The sequence below is a fragment of the Rickettsia gravesii BWI-1 genome (assembly GCF_000485845.1).
Taxonomy (GTDB): Bacteria; Pseudomonadota; Alphaproteobacteria; order Rickettsiales; family Rickettsiaceae; genus Rickettsia; species Rickettsia rickettsii.
In genome coordinates, this window is the sequence record NZ_AWXL01000025.1 from 17883 (window position 1) to 34403 (window position 16521).

Consider the following 16521-nt stretch of genomic DNA (forward strand, 5'->3'; position numbering starts at 1 on the left):
AATTATTAAAAAAGGTTTATAATATTGATATATATATTTCTGCGAAATGAAGAGTCAGAATTTTTATGAAACTATATAGTTTTCAAGAACATTTATTAGAATTAAAAATAAGGCTTCTTAGAATATTTACTGCTTTTATAATTATATTTGCTATTTGCTATTATTTTAGCGACAATATTTATAGTATTTTATTAAAACCGCTTGCTAAGCTAAGCGGTGATACAGTACGAAATATAATTTATACAGGGCTTACAGAAGCATTTTTTACCTATATTAAACTTGCAGCTTTTACTGCTTTTACTATTATTATACCTATAATTGCTTTGGAGTGTTATTTATTTATCAGTCCCGGGTTACATCGCCATGAAAAAAAAATTATCGCTTTTATTCTTTTTATGTCGCCTATTTTATTTTGGTGCGGTAGTATTTTTGTTTTTTACTTTGTAATGCCGAAAGCTTGGAATTTTTTTCTTAGTTTTGAAAAACGTGATATGATAGTACCGATAGTTTTGGAAGCAAGAATTAGCGAGTATCTAAATTTAGTTATTTATTTAATTATTGCTTTTGGAGTTGCTTTTCAACTGCCAGTTGTGATAATAATATTAAATATACTAAAAATAGTTAAGGTACAAACACTTAAGCAAAAAAGACGCATTGCCGTGGTAATTAACTTTATTATTGCAGGAATATTAACGCCTCCTGACATTTTAAGCCAGTTTGCTCTTGCAATACCGCTACTTTTATTATATGAAACTTCAATAATGATATGTAATTTTATAGAAAAACCGAGGACACTAAATGTTAAATATCAAATGGATTAGAGAAAATCAAGAATTGTTCGATGAAAAGCTTAGCCAAAGATTTATTGAACCTATGTCTAGTAAAATTGCTATGCTCGACGGAGAGAAAAGAAAAATTACGAGTTTAATTCAAGAATTTCAGCATGCACGTAAGGTAAAATCAAAGATTTTAGGTAATATGGCCTCTAAAAGCGGCGAAGAGTTTGAAGGGTTACAAAGAGATGTCAAACATATAAATGAGAAGTTGGAAGCACTTGAACAGGATCTAAATAATAATAACGAATTAAATGAACTATTAAATATGTTTCCTAATATTCCGGACGAAGAAGTACCTTACGGAATGGATGAAAGTATGAATAAATTAGTGCGTACTTACGGAGAGACAAATCCAAATGCTTTGAATAAACAGCATTTTGAACTAGGTATAAAATTAAATTTAATGGATTTTGAACAAACTGCTAAAATTTCTGGAACTAGATTTGTAACATTAAAAGGTGATTTAGCAAAGCTAGAACGTGCTTTAATTAATTTTATGATTGATGTTCATACTAAAGAGTTGGATTTCTTTGAGATATCACCTCCGGTATTAGTTCGAGATAATGCTATGTATAATGCAGGACAACTACCTAAATTTGCCGAAGAGTCTTTTGCAACAACCAATGGTTACAGACTAATTCCAACCGCAGAAGTATCTTTAGTAAATATAGTCGCCGATACTATTATACCAAGAGAAAAATTACCGATACGTTATGTTGCTTACACCCCGTGCTTTAGATCAGAAGCAGGTAGTAGCGGTAGAGATACAAGAGGTATGATTAGATTACATCAGTTCGGTAAAGTTGAACTAGTATCTATTACTACCCCTGAAGAATCAAAAAATGAGCATGAATATATAACTAATGCATCAGAGACTATTTTACAAAAACTGAATCTTCCTTATCGTGTTATGTTACTTTGCACCGGAGATATGGGATTTGCGGCAAAAAAAACCTATGATATAGAAGTATGGCTTCCGGGACAAAAGCAATATCGCGAAATTGCTAGCTGTTCTAATTGTGGAGATTTTCAAGCACGCAGAATGAAAGCAAGATATAAAGAATTCGGCAGTAACGAAACTACCTTAGTTCATACTTTAAATGCTTCAGGATTACCTATCGGAAGAACTATGGTTGCAATACTTGAAAATTATCAGAATGAAGATGGATCAATAACTATACCGGATGTCTTGATAAATTACATGGGAGGATTACAAAAAATCACTGCCTATAGTGAATAATTGTTTATTAAATATAAATAATAAGGTAAAGTTTCTAGTTGTTGTTAAATTGGCTTTGTTGCATGGCTCTTATGTCATTCCCACGAAAGCGGGAATGACATCGAGTAGAGGCCTACGGCTGCTCGCAATGACGACTCTAGCATCCACGCAAGCAAAGTTCATTAGTATATACTCCTGTGAAATGAAGAGTTGTTATACGAAGTTCAACTTGGAAAAGAGCAAGGAGTCTGTAAGCCGAGGGGCGGAGCGTATACTTAATACTTGAGCATCCGAGGACTTACAAAGACGACGTAGCCAATTTTTCAAGTTGAACGAGCATACAAAACAATAATTTAAATTCAGGTCATTTGTGTTTAGTGATTTACGAAAATTTGACAAAGATATATATAATTATAATGCTCCTAATTTTGTACCTATAGCATGTCATTATAATGAAAATACTTTACTTACCAAAGACGGTAAATTACTACAAATTATCAAAATACACGGCATTAACTCAGAGAAAATAAGCGATAACATACAAAACTTACGTGAAATGGTTAGAGTTTCTATAAAAAAGAATATAACCGATTATGATCTTGCTTTTTGGCTACATACAATACGAGAAAAACAAAACTTAGACGATTCAACTCCTTACAAAAAATTATTACCGGCAAATATTCATACCCTATGGCAAAGAAAAAATCATTGGAATGATAAATTCGTTAATACTTTATATATATCTATAGTATATGATTCTGCTAAAGTTAACATCAAAAATTTTAACTCTTTAATAAATTCTTTATCTAATAAATTAATTACTAATTTTGAAAATAACTACTTAGATTCAGCTTTTCAAAAATTAGACAATATCACTAATAATATTTTAAATGATTTAAATGAATTTGGTGCTGAAAAACTCGGTATAATATTTGAAAATGATAATGTTTTTTCTAATCCTTTATTTTTATATAATCGAATAGCTAACCTTAATAATAATGATTGTTTGGTACCTATAATAGATTTATCCGATGTACTAGGTAGAAGTATTTATACAATTAGCGGCGATAAAATGGTAGTTACGGATCATGAGAAAAATAATAAATTCGCTTCTTTACTATCTATAAAAGAATATCACGAAACTCCTTCTAATACACTGGATAAATTTTTACAGTTACCGATTGAATTAATAATAACTGAAATATTTTACTTTGTTAGCAAAAAACAAGTAATATCCAAATTGCGTGGTCAAGATTATATTCTAAAAATTACTAACGACTCAACTTTACTTAATCACAAAGGGATTAATAAGCTTGATACAGCTAATTTAGATTTTCAATTTTGTAATCAGCAAATTTCAATTGCCGTTATAGAAGAAGATGAAAATAAACTAGATGCAGCCGTAGCTAAAATATCAACTGAACTTTTTAAACTTGGTATTATTCATGTAAAAGAAGATCTTAATATTGAGCAAATATTTTGGTCGCAATTACCTGCTAACTTTACCTTTATACGTAGAATGTCACCATTATCCGTAGAGCATATTGCTTCTCTTACCGTTCTTCATAATACTACACTCGGTAATCAATATAATCCTTGGGGTAAGGCTATAACTTTATTGCGAACCGAGAGAGGTACTCCATATTTCATGAATTTTCATGATAAAACGAATAAAGGTAATACTTGCATCTTTGGTACGGAAAAAACCGGCAAAACCGTATTATTGAACTTTTTAATATCAGAATCGACTAAATACGATCCAACAATAATTTATATCTCTAATAATAATGATTCTAAAATTTTTATCGAGGCAATAGAAGGCAAATGGTTAGAACCGGACAAACAAATTATTAATCCATTTTTAGTAGATGATACAGAAAAATCACAAGCATTCATTTTAGAATTTTTAAAATTAATCAGTGGTCATTATATTTCACCTCTTAGCGAAATAGAGATATCCTTTCTAGAGAAATTAAAAAATAAAATTTTATCAATTGAAAAAGAAAAACGTATTTTTTCCGATATTTTAAAATTAGAAGATTTTAAGGAGGAAGGAGGAATACAAATACTTGATAAACTTAAAGTTTTTACCGAAGAACAATTATATTCCGGATTATTTGACGGATCATCTCTTAACATTGAAGAAGGGAAAGTTATAGGGTTTAATTTATATAAACTTTCTGATGAGCCGTTTTCTAAACAATTTTACCCGACGGAGAGAAAATTTTTAGAACAATTTAATAATAATTTAAAGAAACACCAAAGTATTAGTGCAGCAGTAATTTATGCTTTTACTTATCATTTAAGTCTAGTTGGCACAAAACCTAAAATATTTGCTGCCGATAATTTTGATAAACTTTACAGACCTGAGGTTTATTATGATAATATAAATTTAATCTATAATAATTTGTCTCAAAATAACGGTATTTTCGTCAGTAATTTCAATTTTATTTATCTTAAGTTATATCCAAAATATACTATAAAACCTTGGCTTGATTTAATTAATACTAAAATTATTCTACCGTCTGACGTTAAAATAGAAGATTTAGATAAAATTTTAGGTTTAAGCGAGCCGGAAATACGCAAATTATCACAGCTAATACTTTCTGCAAGAATGTTCTTAATTAGCAAGGATAATGAATCGATAGCTTCTGAATTAAGTATTGCCGCTTTAATAGGAGTTGTCCGTATTTTATCAAGCAGACAGGAGGAAATGGATATTTATAAAAAAATACTTGAACAACACCAAGGTCCTCCGGATAATTGGGTTAATTACCTATATAATGAGTTAAATACGGACTAATATTTCACTCTGTCATCCCGTGATTTATTATGGGATCCAAAAAAAATTAAAAAGGACTGGATCCTGCTACAAGCTCGTGGGATGACAATAATTTATTATGAACTATAAAAACAACGAGCATAAAGAATACTCAAAGTGTTAAAAAAATATTTACTATTTTTCTTATTTTCATTTTTCTCATTTAATGTATATGCATCTATTTGGGGTGATATAGCCGATTGTCTTAGCGATCCATGTAATTGCGGTCAAAGTGAGAGAACGGAAATTTGGAATAAGGATGGAGGCATCAATGCAAAGCCAAGAGGACCTTTTAAACCAGGCACATTATGTCCTCCTTGGAATAAAAGCGACGGTCGCGATAATGATACTTGTTTATTACAATTTGATTACCCAGGTACATTTATCGGTTTTTTACTCAATAGATGTGCGGAAGAAGCCCCTGATAGTAGTTACTTTACTCCAAAAATTCGTATTAGAGTTCAAAGCTGTAATGCCGTAGCTTGTTGGCACCAAAACTCTACTTTAAATTGGGATGGAGAATGTGTAGTATGGCCTACAGGTTACGGTCTACCTCTAACTAGAGTCTGTGCTAGAGTTGCCGTACCGGATATGCCTCCACCTCCCGGGATAAATGCCCCACCTTCCCCTGCAGATCCAGGTTATACCGATGGAGTACATCTCAATAAAGTCGGTTATACAGAAACTGATAATAAGATAATCGATGTAGATGGAAAAATAGTTACTTTAAAATCTCCTAAACTTTGTGCTTATAGCGATCCTGGACTTGTTAACCTTGTTTCAGATTCCGGTGTACATCTTGATCCGATGGACTGGAATCCTAATCGTCAACCTCTTCATCACACTAACGAACTTAGCCCTATTGCAAAAGTATTAAAATTTTTAGTTGAAACGATAAAAGGAGTAAGTTTACCAAGTTTATTAGGGCAGCTTCTTGGTATGATAAATCAAAATTCAGAATTTATAAAAGTACTTCAATCAATACTTAATGCAATAGGAGAGATTTTTAATTTTTTTCCTGCTTTAATAATAAAAGTTATTGAAGCACTTGGGTCATTAAACGGTTCTGTAGATAGCTATTCTTTTGGTTGTGTACAATTACCTTTAGGGCCTTTTCCACCGCCATATTGTCCAAATTTAGATTATATCAGCATTAATGCGAGTGCTAATAATGTATGTAGCATAAAAGATGCAAGCGGCAAGTTTGACCAATCTTCTACTAGTCCGGCTTGTGTAGTGCCATCTAATATTAATGTTAAAAACAATATTGTTAATAATACCATACGTGTTAGCTTTAGCAATCTTGTTCCGCTTTGCACGAGTTCTCCCTCTGACCTCAAAACTTGTGTAGAACCACGTAATATAGATTTTTCTTCAGCAAAAATTACTCATACTAATACGGCTTTTAAAGATTTAATTAAATCGTGTAAGAATACTTCAGGCGACACTCCATGTATTAATACAGAAATTTCTACACCATGTAGTGTTACGGCTAACGGTTGTAATGAGGGATTTAGAATAGTATATTCGCAGAAAATTGGAAATGTAGAAACACCCAGCGATTACTACATAAGCGATATACCGGACTGTCCAAGTTCTAATTCAACTACCTGTCAAAAAGTGTGGGGAGTTAATATCGGCGAATTTAAGGATGTAAGCGTAAAATTTCCTGAGATACAAAAACAAGATACAACTAGCTTAATGCCTATAAAGACAGATGTCACCTTAAAAGACAATAACGGTAAAGATAGAAAGCTTTATGTCTCTATTAGTAATACTGAAGACGATAAGCAAAATCCTAATAATATTTGCTTATTTGAGTCCGGTAATTTAATAGATTGCGTACCGAGAGTAAATCATTCTTACAGCTTAGCTGCTTATGAATGTGCAAAGCAATATGCCGGAATTACCTGTACTAATAATAGCAATCCCAACGATGCTTATTATAAACCGCAATTCATTGCGTCAGTACAAGTAAGAGAAGGCGACAATATCATAGATGAAACAAGCACTCTTGTAACACCGTTAGCATACGCCGGACCTCCACCTCCCAACCCCACTGACACAGAAAGCATAGTAATGCTTGCCGGTTATAAGTATAGTTCTTCCGTTGCGTTTATACCTAAAGACCCAAAGGAAGATAAATATATTGCTATGCCGTTTTCAGGAGAGAATGCTCTAAATCAGTTGACTATTCACGGTAAATATAAAGACGATAAAGCACCTTATGATAGTAATGGAAATCCTGACTCAAGTGCGGTATATTTAAAATATTTAGAATATGTAAACGGTAAATATATTCAAGGTGGAACGCATGCCTGCTTGATGCCGAAAAATTTCCAACATTGTAACCCTATGCTGCGTCCTACTTTACCTGATGGATCACCTATGCCCGGTTACAATAATGACTCGACAAATTGTGTACTTGCTAAACTCTACAACAACGATACTATAAATTGTAAAGATTTTAAAAATAAATATAACGTTAAATATCCAAATCTTGGCTTATGTAAAAAAGATACAGATCTAACGCGCTGTACTCTAGAAGAAACAGTGTCAGGTCCAGGAAGAGGTATTACAATTTATACTTGCAATATAAATAAGATTCCGAGTAAATGCTATACCAATAACGATAAGGCTAATACTCCAGTATGTGTTTTAAGTAGGGATTATACAGATAGAATTGAGCCGAAACCTAACATAGGACCAATATTAGTACCGGTAGATCCTTCAAAATATTATACAGTGACATATACAAAAGGAGATAACAATACTCCTCCTGAGCCGACATATAAAGCTGAGACTGAGGATGTAAGAGATAAAACTTGGCAAGAGCTAAATCTTTGTGCTCCTATATTAGTACCTACTTGTGCTAAAATTCCTAGCACAGAGAAAGCTCCTTCCGGTAACAATCACGGTAATGCAGAATGGCCTGAAAGCGATATAGGAGAACTTGCAAAAGGAAAATGCCCGACGAATTGGATACCTATTGATCCTAATAAACCTTTAGAACGCCATTGTTTATCATATTTTGATAGAAAGGTTGTCGAGTTTGAACCTTTAGGCCAAAATGTCGGCTGTAGAGAATCTAAAGGATTACCTATAAAAGTTGGTTATAACGACTTTCCATCAGACCAATTACCTGAGACCCCTTATAATCCGGTAACTAAAATAGGTGACTATATCTTAAACAAAAAACCGGTACCACAGGGGAGCATTATGGCATTTCCAAAGGATGGAGCATTTATAGCTGCAACAAATAAACCGGACAATACAATATTGCATACTGTAGAATTCAAAGTAACTTTAGATGCAATAATGGACGATATTGAGTATTTTGAAGTAAAAGATTTATGGTATGATGATTGCACATTAATATATGTCAACGGCACAAAGTTACTTAGCCTCCCTACTAACGTTGATTCTCTAGATGAGAAAAGGTACTGTAACAATGGAAATGACCAAGGTCAAGCATTACAAGCTAAAAATTTACCGATTGATATAAAGCGTTATTTAAAACAAGGAGAAAATACTATAAGATTCCAGCTAAGAGTTATGTTTGGTGGAGGACTATATTTCCACATGCAATATAAAATGAAGAGATAAATAAATGAGTTGGATTATTTTTTATACGGTAATCGCTGCTTTACTGATTCTCGATTTGGGAATAATACACAAAAAAAATACTATAATGAGCTTTAAAGAAAGCGTACTTTTTAGCCTTTTCTATCTTGTAATAGCTTGTTTATTCGGTATCTATGTTTACTATAATACGGGGGCAGATCATGCTCGTGAATATTATACTTGCTTTCTCATTGAGAAAGCTATGTCACTTGATAATATTTTTGTTATCTCTATTATGTTCCAATTTTTTAAAATTCCCGGGCAATATCAACATCGTGTTTTATTTTTCGGTATAATAGGCGTAATAATATTCAGAGCCGTAATGATTTACGGCGGTATTATTCTTATAAATAAATTTGCTTGGTTATTATATATTTTTGCCGTAATACTCATTGCTACAGGTATAAAAACTTTCTATGTATCACATAAAACTTTTGATATACAGAATTCTTATATTTACAAGTCAATAATAAAAAATCTAAATATTACCCCTAACCTTGAAGGGGATAAATTTGTTATTAAACGTAATAACAAACTATATTGTACCCCCCTTTTTATATCTTTAGTACTGATAGAAGCAATAGATTTAGTCTTTGCTACAGATAGTATACCGGCAATATTCGCAATTACTAATGATGTTTATATAATTTATACTTCAAATATTTTTGCTATTTTAGGGCTTAGAGCGTTATTCTTTTGTTTAGCAGAAATTGTAGAACGTTTCAGTTATATAAAATATTCTTTGGCTTTAATTTTAATATTTATCGGCTTGAAAATATTTATTCATCATTATATAGCGATTCCGGCATATGTTGCGCTCACTGTAACTATTACTTTATTACTATTTGGTATAATTGCTTCCATAATTAGGAAAAATATGATTGACCATTAATAAAGGGGGTATATAATATTTTTTTATTTTTTAAGCAATTATAATGACTAAATTACTAAAATTATTTTTTATTACTATCATCATTTTTAATAACATTGCTTTCGCAAAAGAAACATGGTTCTATATAGGAGCAGAAGGCGGAATAGTTGAACCGGTCGTTAGTAAATTCCGACATAAACACTCAAATACCGAAATAATTTTAAAAAAATCAAGTATGTATAGTGGGAAAATAGGCTACATAATATATCCACAGATAGCTATTGAATTCTCAGCAACTTATCAACCTAAATATCGTCTGCATTACGTATTACCTCAGCAAAATTTAAGTAATGGTCTCACTATTCCTAAAACCCCAGGTAATACTACCGTATTATCAAATATATATATGCTAAATCTTATTTATGATTTAGAAAAAATAAAAACTTTCACACCTTTTGTAATACTTGGAGGTGGAATAGCACAAGTAAAAGTTCAGCCTACCTCTTCTAGGTGGAATGTTATAAATAGCGATTATTTTAAAGTAAGAAAAACTCATAAAAATTGTGTTGCTTGGCAAGCAGGTCTTGGAATTTCACAAGATGTAACTTCAAATTTAATTATCGATGCAACTGCAAAATTACAAACGGCATATAGAGTAAGAATTAATTATGATACGCTTGATATGAAAACGGGGCAATACATGCCAGCAAATCCTATCAAAAAAACTATAGCCGTTGGAGAATTTGGCGTAGGATTTACTTATAGATTGCCATTTTAATAATTCTGTGAAATATTTATATGAAAGCTACAATGTCATCCCGCGGGATGACACAAATAATTCAACTATATAAGGAAAAAATATGTCTCCAAAAGCTACTAACTCTTCTTCTACCCCTAACGGTCATGATAAGATGGCAAAAAAAACACATTCCGTACAATCCGTTGTTAACAGTGTAGTTTCAGATCATAACACTTATGATGAAGTACCGTATGAAAGCTACCCATATGCTCTTACAAATCCTTATCACTTAAGTACACTTGCAACTCTTTTCGGTGTAAATGCTCCTGAAGTCGAGAATGCAAAAATATTAGAGCTTGGTTGTGCAGCAGGCGGTAATTTAATACCACATGCAGTTCTTTATCCAAAAGCTCATTTTGTTGGGGTTGATTTGTCTAAGGTACAAATTGACGAAGCAAATAAAAATGTTAAAGCACTAGGATTAAAAAATATAGAGTTCCATCATTGTTCGATAACCGATATTAACGATTCTTTCGGTAAGTTTGATTATATAATTTGCCATGGCGTAATTTCTTGGGTACCAAAAACCGTTAGAGATAAAATTTTTGAAGTTTGTAATAAAAATCTTAGTCCAAACGGAATAGCATATATTAGCTATAATACCCTCCCTGGCTGGAATATGGTCCGTACTATTAGAGATATGATGATATATCATTCTAGCTCATTTGCAAATGTACGGGATAGAATAGCTCAATCTAGATTGTTACTAGAATTTGTTAAGGATAGCTTAGAAAACTCTAAAACTCCTTATGCAGAAGCATTAAAAACCGAAGCAGAGCTACTTGCTAAACAAACCGATCATTATTTACGTCATGATCATCTAGAAGAAGAAAATGCTCAATTCTACTTCCATGAATTTATGAATGAAGCAAGAAAGCACAATTTACAATATTTAGCCGATTGTAATCTTTCGACTATGTATCTCGGTAATATGCCGCCGAAAGTAGTAGAGCAGTTAAAAGCGGTAAACGATATAGTTAGAACCGAACAATATATGGATTTCATTACGAATCGTCGTTTTAGAACCACTTTACTATGTCATAGTGATGTGAAAATTAATAGAAATATTAACAATGATGATATAACGAAATTTAATATAATCTTTAATATAGTGCCTGAAAAACCACTCAAAGAAGTAGATCTTAATAATGCTGCCGAAAATTTAAAATTCTTCTTAAACGGCAATAAAGACTCTAACTTAACAACTAGTTCGCCTTATATGAAAGCTATTTTATACACTTTCAGCGAAAATCTAAATAATCCGTTAAGCTTTGAGAAAATAACCACTGAAGCTAATAAAAAGCTACATAATACTAAATTAAACGAAATCAAAGCTGAGCTTTTAAATAATGCAATGAAGCTAGTACTACAAGGTTATATTAGTATTACAAATCAGAAGCATCGAAATAACCCTGAGCTTGATAAGCCTAAAACAACAAAAATGGTGATACATCAAGCAACTCATACACCTTCTATGTGGGTTACAAATTTAAAACATGAACCGATCGGCGTTAATTTCTTTGAGAAGTTTGCACTTAGATATATGGATGGTAAACATGATAAAAAAGCAATCATTGAGGCTGTACTTGGTCATGTAGAAAAAGGCGAGCTAACTTTAAGTAAAGAAGGTCAAAAAGTAGAAAACAAGGAAGAAATACGCAAAGAACTAGAAAGCTTATTTATTCCGATGATCAAGAAATTTTCTTCTAATGCTTTGTTGGTGTAGCCAATTTGCACTCTGTCATACCGTGGTCTTACCACAGTATCCATGATACTAAACAAAAATTATTTATTGATTCTCCTACGCCAATGGCGTATAAGTATTATGAGTAAAAAACTGATTTCAATTGTTGAGCTTCCAGAGTTTCAAAAATTCGCTAAGAATAATTTAAATGAAAAAGAATGCTTTGAAATAATACATTACATTGCTGCTAATCCTGACCAAGGTGATATAATAAAAGGCACTGGAGGTATAAGAAAGTTACGATTTGCTTTAAGTAGTAATAATAAAGGTAAAAGTGGCAGTATAAGAATAATTTATTTTTACTACAATGAAAATATGCCGGTATTTTTAATAACCGGTTTTATAAAAAGTAAGATGGAACATATTAATCATAATAGTTGTAATGAATTAAAAAAACTAACTGAAGAATTGGTAAAATTATATGTCGGAAGAGGCAAAAATAAATAATAAAAATACTAATCAAACCGACAAAAGTATATTAATTGGAATGCAAGAGGCTGTTTTATACATTAAAGGAAAATTAAAAGCAAATAAACATGATATAAAATTATCTAATATAGACGTGCATGAAGCAAGAGATAAGTTAAAATTAACACAACAACAATTTGCTACAACATTTGGGGTGAGCGTTGCAACTTTAAGAAACTGGGAACAAGGCAGAAGATTACCTACCGGAGCTGCAAAATTACTTCTTAAGATTATTGAGAAAGAACCTAATGTTGTAAAACGAGTTTTACGAGGATAAAATAGATATAAGACACAACCTATATAAACACCATGCCTATATTTTTTTATTTATTTGCAACATTAATAACTATCAGTAGCTTATGCGTTGTCTTAAGCAAAAATTCCGTATATTCGGTATTATGGTTAATTTTTGCATTTATCAACGGTGCAGGGCTTATGATTTTGCTTGGAGCAGAATTTTTAGCTATGATGCTGATAGTGATTTATGTTGGAGCTGTAGCAGTATTATTCTTATTTGTGATAATGATGCTAGATATGCATTTTAATAAGACAATAACGCAGCTAAAAGCAAATCTAGCTTTAAGTATTTTTATAGCTTTGATTATGTTTGCCGATTTAGTAATAATTATTTTACTTGGTACTAAAAATATTAATTTCAACTCCAATGTATCGTTTGCCATAACAAATAATATCTCAAATACTAAAGCAATAGGAGGCGTACTCTACACAGACTTTATGCTACCGTTTCAAATGGCGGGCCTTATATTATTTGTCGCTATGATTGCATGTATTACGTTAACACTAAAGAAGCGCGAGGGAGTAAAACGTCAAGATATATCAAAACAACTACGTCACAATAAAGAAAATACCGTATTAATGACAAAGCCTATTCTAAATAAAGGTGTTGAGAATATTAAATATGAATGAATATATTTCGCTTAATCATTATTTAATCTTAAGCAGCTTAGTTTTTACTATCGGAATGTTTGGATTATTTATGCACCGCAAAAATATTATCAATATATTAATGTCTATTGAGTTAATGCTGCTTGCAGTTAACATAAATTTTGTTGCATTTTCCGTATATATGCAAGAATTATCGGGACAAATTTTTAGTATTATAATCTTAACCGTAGCAGCTGCCGAAACCTCAATCGGGCTTGCAATATTACTAATATATTTCCGTAATAAAGGCTCAATTGAAATTACCGACATTAATCAGATGTGGGGATAATGATGTATCAAAATATTTCCATAATGATCATCATGTTACCGCTTGCATCTAGCATAATAAACGGGTTATTCGTAAGGGTAATAGACAAAAAATTAGCGCAAGTAATTGCAACCGGCTTTTTATCTTTATCTGCCTTATTCTCATTAATAATATTTTGCGATGCGGGCTTAGACGGGAATATAATCCATATTAAATTATTACCATGGGTTGAGGTTGGAAATTTTAAAGTAAATTGGTCGATTTATATCGATCAGCTAACTAGCATAATGTTTATAGCCGTAACATGGGTGTCAAGCGTCGTGCATATCTACTCGCTTGGCTATATGGCCGAAGATAAGGGGATTATACGCTTCTTGTCTTTTCTTTCTTTATTCACTTTTTTTATGTTAATGCTAGTATCTAGCGATAATTTCTTACAGTTATTTTTCGGTTGGGAGGGCGTCGGCGTTTGCTCATATTTACTAATAGGTTTTTGGTATTCAAAAGAATCAGCCAATAAAGCAGCGATTAAAGCTTTTATAATAAATAGAGCCAGCGATTTTGCTTTTATCTTAGGCGTAATGACGATTATTGTTTATTGTGGCTCGGCAAATTACAAAGATGTATTGTCATCTGCAGAATTATTATCCAATATAAAAATATTTTTACATTTTTCCATTCTAGACATTATTTGTTTATTATTATTCATCGGTTGTATGGGTAAATCTGCACAGATCGGTTTACATGTATGGCTTCCTGATGCGATGGAAGGACCGACTCCGGTATCTGCACTTATTCATGCAGCAACCATGGTAACGGCAGGAGTATTCTTAGTAGCACGCTGCTCGTATTTATTTGAATATAGCCCTTTAATTCTACAATTTATTACGATTATCGGCGGTGTTACTTGTCTTTTTGCTGCAAGTATTGCTATTATGCACAGCGATATCAAGAAGATTATTGCTTACTCAACTTGCAGTCAGCTTGGTTATATGTTCATGGCGTGCGGAGTATCTGCCTATAATAGCGGAATATTTCACTTAGTAACTCATGCCTTTTTTAAGGCCTTATTATTCTTATCAGCCGGCAGCGTAATACATGCCGTTCACGAGCAGGATATTTTTAAAATGGGTGACTTAAGAAATAAAATGCCGGTAACTTATGGCAACTTCTTAATCGGCTCACTTGCACTAATAGGGATTTATCCTTTGGCAGGATTTTACTCTAAAGACTCGATTTTAGAAGCGGCTTATAGTAGCGGCTCGTTTATGTTTATTTTTGGAATAGCAGCAGCAATACTTACCGCTATTTATTCAATGAAGATTATTATGTTGGTATTTCATGGCAAAACTAAGCTAGAAAAAGATGTTTTTGAGCATGCTCACGAACCGGCTAAAGTAATGAATAATCCACTTATATTACTTGTCGCCGGGAGCTTTTTTAGCGGTATGATCGGCTATTATTTACTCGCTATGGACAAACCAAATGGTTATTTCCATGCAAGCCTATTTAATTTACATATTTATAAATTACTAATTAGCCACCCGCCTTTATATATTAAGCTACTACCTATGGCAGTCGGTATAGTGGGGATTGTTACTGGGATTTACTTATATAAGTCAAGTACTGTTATGTCATTCCCGCAAAAGCGGAAATCCAGTAAAAATACTAAAAACGCCTGGATCCTACGGTCAAGCCGCGGGATGACACTCCTTGTATTAATTTCCAACATATTACGCAATAAATATTACTTCGATAAAATATATAATTGCTTAATTGTGAAACCTATTAACTGTTTAGCTTCTTTATTTTATCTTGGCGATCAGCAAATAATCGATCGTTTTGGACCAAACGGTTTTTCACGAGTCGTTAATTGCTTTAGCGTTCTTACCGGCAACATACAAACAGGATATGTTTTTAACTATGCTTTATATATAGTATCATTTATTGTTGTAACAATTAGTTATTTTGTTTGGCAAAACATAATGTACTGATGTTATTTGCGTTAAAAACTAAAACCGTCATTGCGAGCGAACGTAGAGAGCGTAGCAATCTCATGAAATAATAACAAATTCCTGAGATTACTTCGTAATTTGCCTCGCCATAACGGAAAAAAACTCATAAAATCTTAAAGAATGTTAGAATTACCTATTATATCTATCAGTATTTTTCTGCCGCTAATAAGCGTGCTATATATTTTGCTGTTTATTAGTCAAAGTAAAAAAGCAGATAAACCGATATATGTAATGTATGTTGCAGTGCTTAGTTCTGTTTTAACATTCATCTCAACTATCTATATTTTAATAGAATTTGACTCCTCAAACCCCGCTTATCAATTTGTTGAACGCTACGCTTGGCTTGATAAGATCGGGCTTGAATTCCATGTAGGCGTTGACGGTATATCAATATTTTTTGTGGTTCTAACTTCTTTTCTTACTCTTATTTGTATAATTGGAAGCTTATTTACCGTTAAAAAATATATTAAAGAATATTTGGTATGTTTTTTATTAATGGAATCTTTTTGTATAGGGGCATTTACCTCGGTAAATTTACTATTGTTTTATCTGTTTTTTGAAGCAATATTAGTGCCGATGTATATTATTATTGGCATATGGGGTGGCGAGAATAGAATATATGCGGCTCTTAAATTCTTCTTATATACGTTCTTTGGTTCTGTATTTTTCCTACTTTCATTAATTTATATTTATAGCAAAATACATAGCTTTGATTTAACCTATATCTTTCAGCTTACCGATAATATTCCATTATTTGCTCAGCAAATTTTATGGTGGGCTATCTTTATTGCTTTTGCCGTTAAAATCCCTATGATTCCTTTTCATACTTGGCTACCCGATGCACACGTACAAGCTCCAACCAGCGGCTCGGTTATTCTTGCCGGTATTTTGCTAAAACTCGGCGGTTATGG

14 protein-coding genes are annotated in these 16521 nt (G+C 32.3%); all 14 read left to right on the top strand.

Annotation, left to right across the window (positions count from 1 at the left end):
• The first annotated feature begins 65 nt into the window (after positions 1-65).
• Entirely contained in the window at positions 66-821 is a 756-nt protein-coding gene (tatC, locus tag RGRA_RS0107460; RefSeq protein ID WP_017442652.1) for a twin-arginine translocase subunit TatC, read from the top strand.
• The gene (gene serS / locus RGRA_RS0107465) at positions 799-2076 is read left to right on the top strand and encodes a serine--tRNA ligase (RefSeq protein WP_017442653.1); all 1278 of its coding nucleotides are present in this window, start codon (positions 799-801) and stop codon (positions 2074-2076) included. The genes tatC and serS overlap by 23 nt, the downstream gene beginning before the upstream one ends.
• Positions 2077-2125: 49 nt before the next feature.
• Complete coding sequence (locus tag RGRA_RS14480; protein ID WP_084520626.1) at positions 2126-2341, top strand: palindromic element RPE5 domain-containing protein; 216 nt, start codon at positions 2126-2128, stop codon at positions 2339-2341.
• 84 nt (positions 2342-2425) lie between these two features.
• Positions 2426-4858, top strand: a complete 2433-nt coding sequence (locus RGRA_RS0107470; RefSeq protein ID WP_017442654.1) for a VirB4 family type IV secretion/conjugal transfer ATPase — start codon at positions 2426-2428, stop codon at positions 4856-4858.
• Between the two features lie 135 nt (positions 4859-4993).
• The gene (locus RGRA_RS0107475) at positions 4994-8482 is read left to right on the top strand and encodes a hypothetical protein (protein WP_017442655.1); all 3489 of its coding nucleotides are present in this window, start codon (positions 4994-4996) and stop codon (positions 8480-8482) included.
• A 4-nt stretch (positions 8483-8486) separates the two neighbouring features.
• The gene (locus RGRA_RS0107480) at positions 8487-9392 is read left to right on the top strand and encodes a TerC/Alx family metal homeostasis membrane protein (RefSeq protein WP_017442656.1); all 906 of its coding nucleotides are present in this window, start codon (positions 8487-8489) and stop codon (positions 9390-9392) included.
• Positions 9393-9435: 43 nt separating this feature from the next.
• Positions 9436-10149, top strand: coding sequence for an outer membrane protein (locus RGRA_RS0107485; RefSeq protein WP_017442657.1), 714 nt, complete (start codon positions 9436-9438; stop codon positions 10147-10149).
• An 82-nt stretch (positions 10150-10231) separates the two neighbouring features.
• Positions 10232-11896, top strand: a complete 1665-nt coding sequence (locus RGRA_RS0107490) for a methyltransferase regulatory domain-containing protein (protein WP_017442658.1) — start codon at positions 10232-10234, stop codon at positions 11894-11896.
• Between the two features lie 42 nt (positions 11897-11938).
• On the top strand, positions 11939-12361 hold the full coding sequence (locus RGRA_RS12000; RefSeq protein ID WP_157668042.1) for a type II toxin-antitoxin system RelE/ParE family toxin: 423 nt from the start codon (positions 11939-11941) through the stop codon (positions 12359-12361).
• Complete coding sequence (locus tag RGRA_RS09495; protein ID WP_017442660.1) at positions 12336-12659, top strand: helix-turn-helix domain-containing protein; 324 nt, start codon at positions 12336-12338, stop codon at positions 12657-12659. Before RGRA_RS12000 ends, RGRA_RS09495 begins: the two co-directional genes overlap by 26 nt.
• Before the next feature lie 32 nt (positions 12660-12691).
• Positions 12692-13309, top strand: coding sequence for an NADH-quinone oxidoreductase subunit J (locus tag RGRA_RS0107505; RefSeq protein WP_017442661.1), 618 nt, complete (start codon positions 12692-12694; stop codon positions 13307-13309).
• Complete coding sequence (gene nuoK / locus RGRA_RS0107510) at positions 13302-13616, top strand: NADH-quinone oxidoreductase subunit NuoK (RefSeq protein WP_012151334.1); 315 nt, start codon at positions 13302-13304, stop codon at positions 13614-13616. The genes RGRA_RS0107505 and nuoK overlap by 8 nt, the downstream gene beginning before the upstream one ends.
• On the top strand, positions 13616-15589 hold the full coding sequence (gene nuoL / locus RGRA_RS0107515; protein WP_017442662.1) for an NADH-quinone oxidoreductase subunit L: 1974 nt from the start codon (positions 13616-13618) through the stop codon (positions 15587-15589). Before nuoK ends, nuoL begins: the two co-directional genes overlap by 1 nt.
• A 141-nt stretch (positions 15590-15730) precedes the next feature.
• Positions 15731-16521: NADH-quinone oxidoreductase subunit M (locus RGRA_RS0107520; RefSeq protein WP_024547399.1), on the top strand; the 791-nt coding region annotated here is incomplete at its 3' end.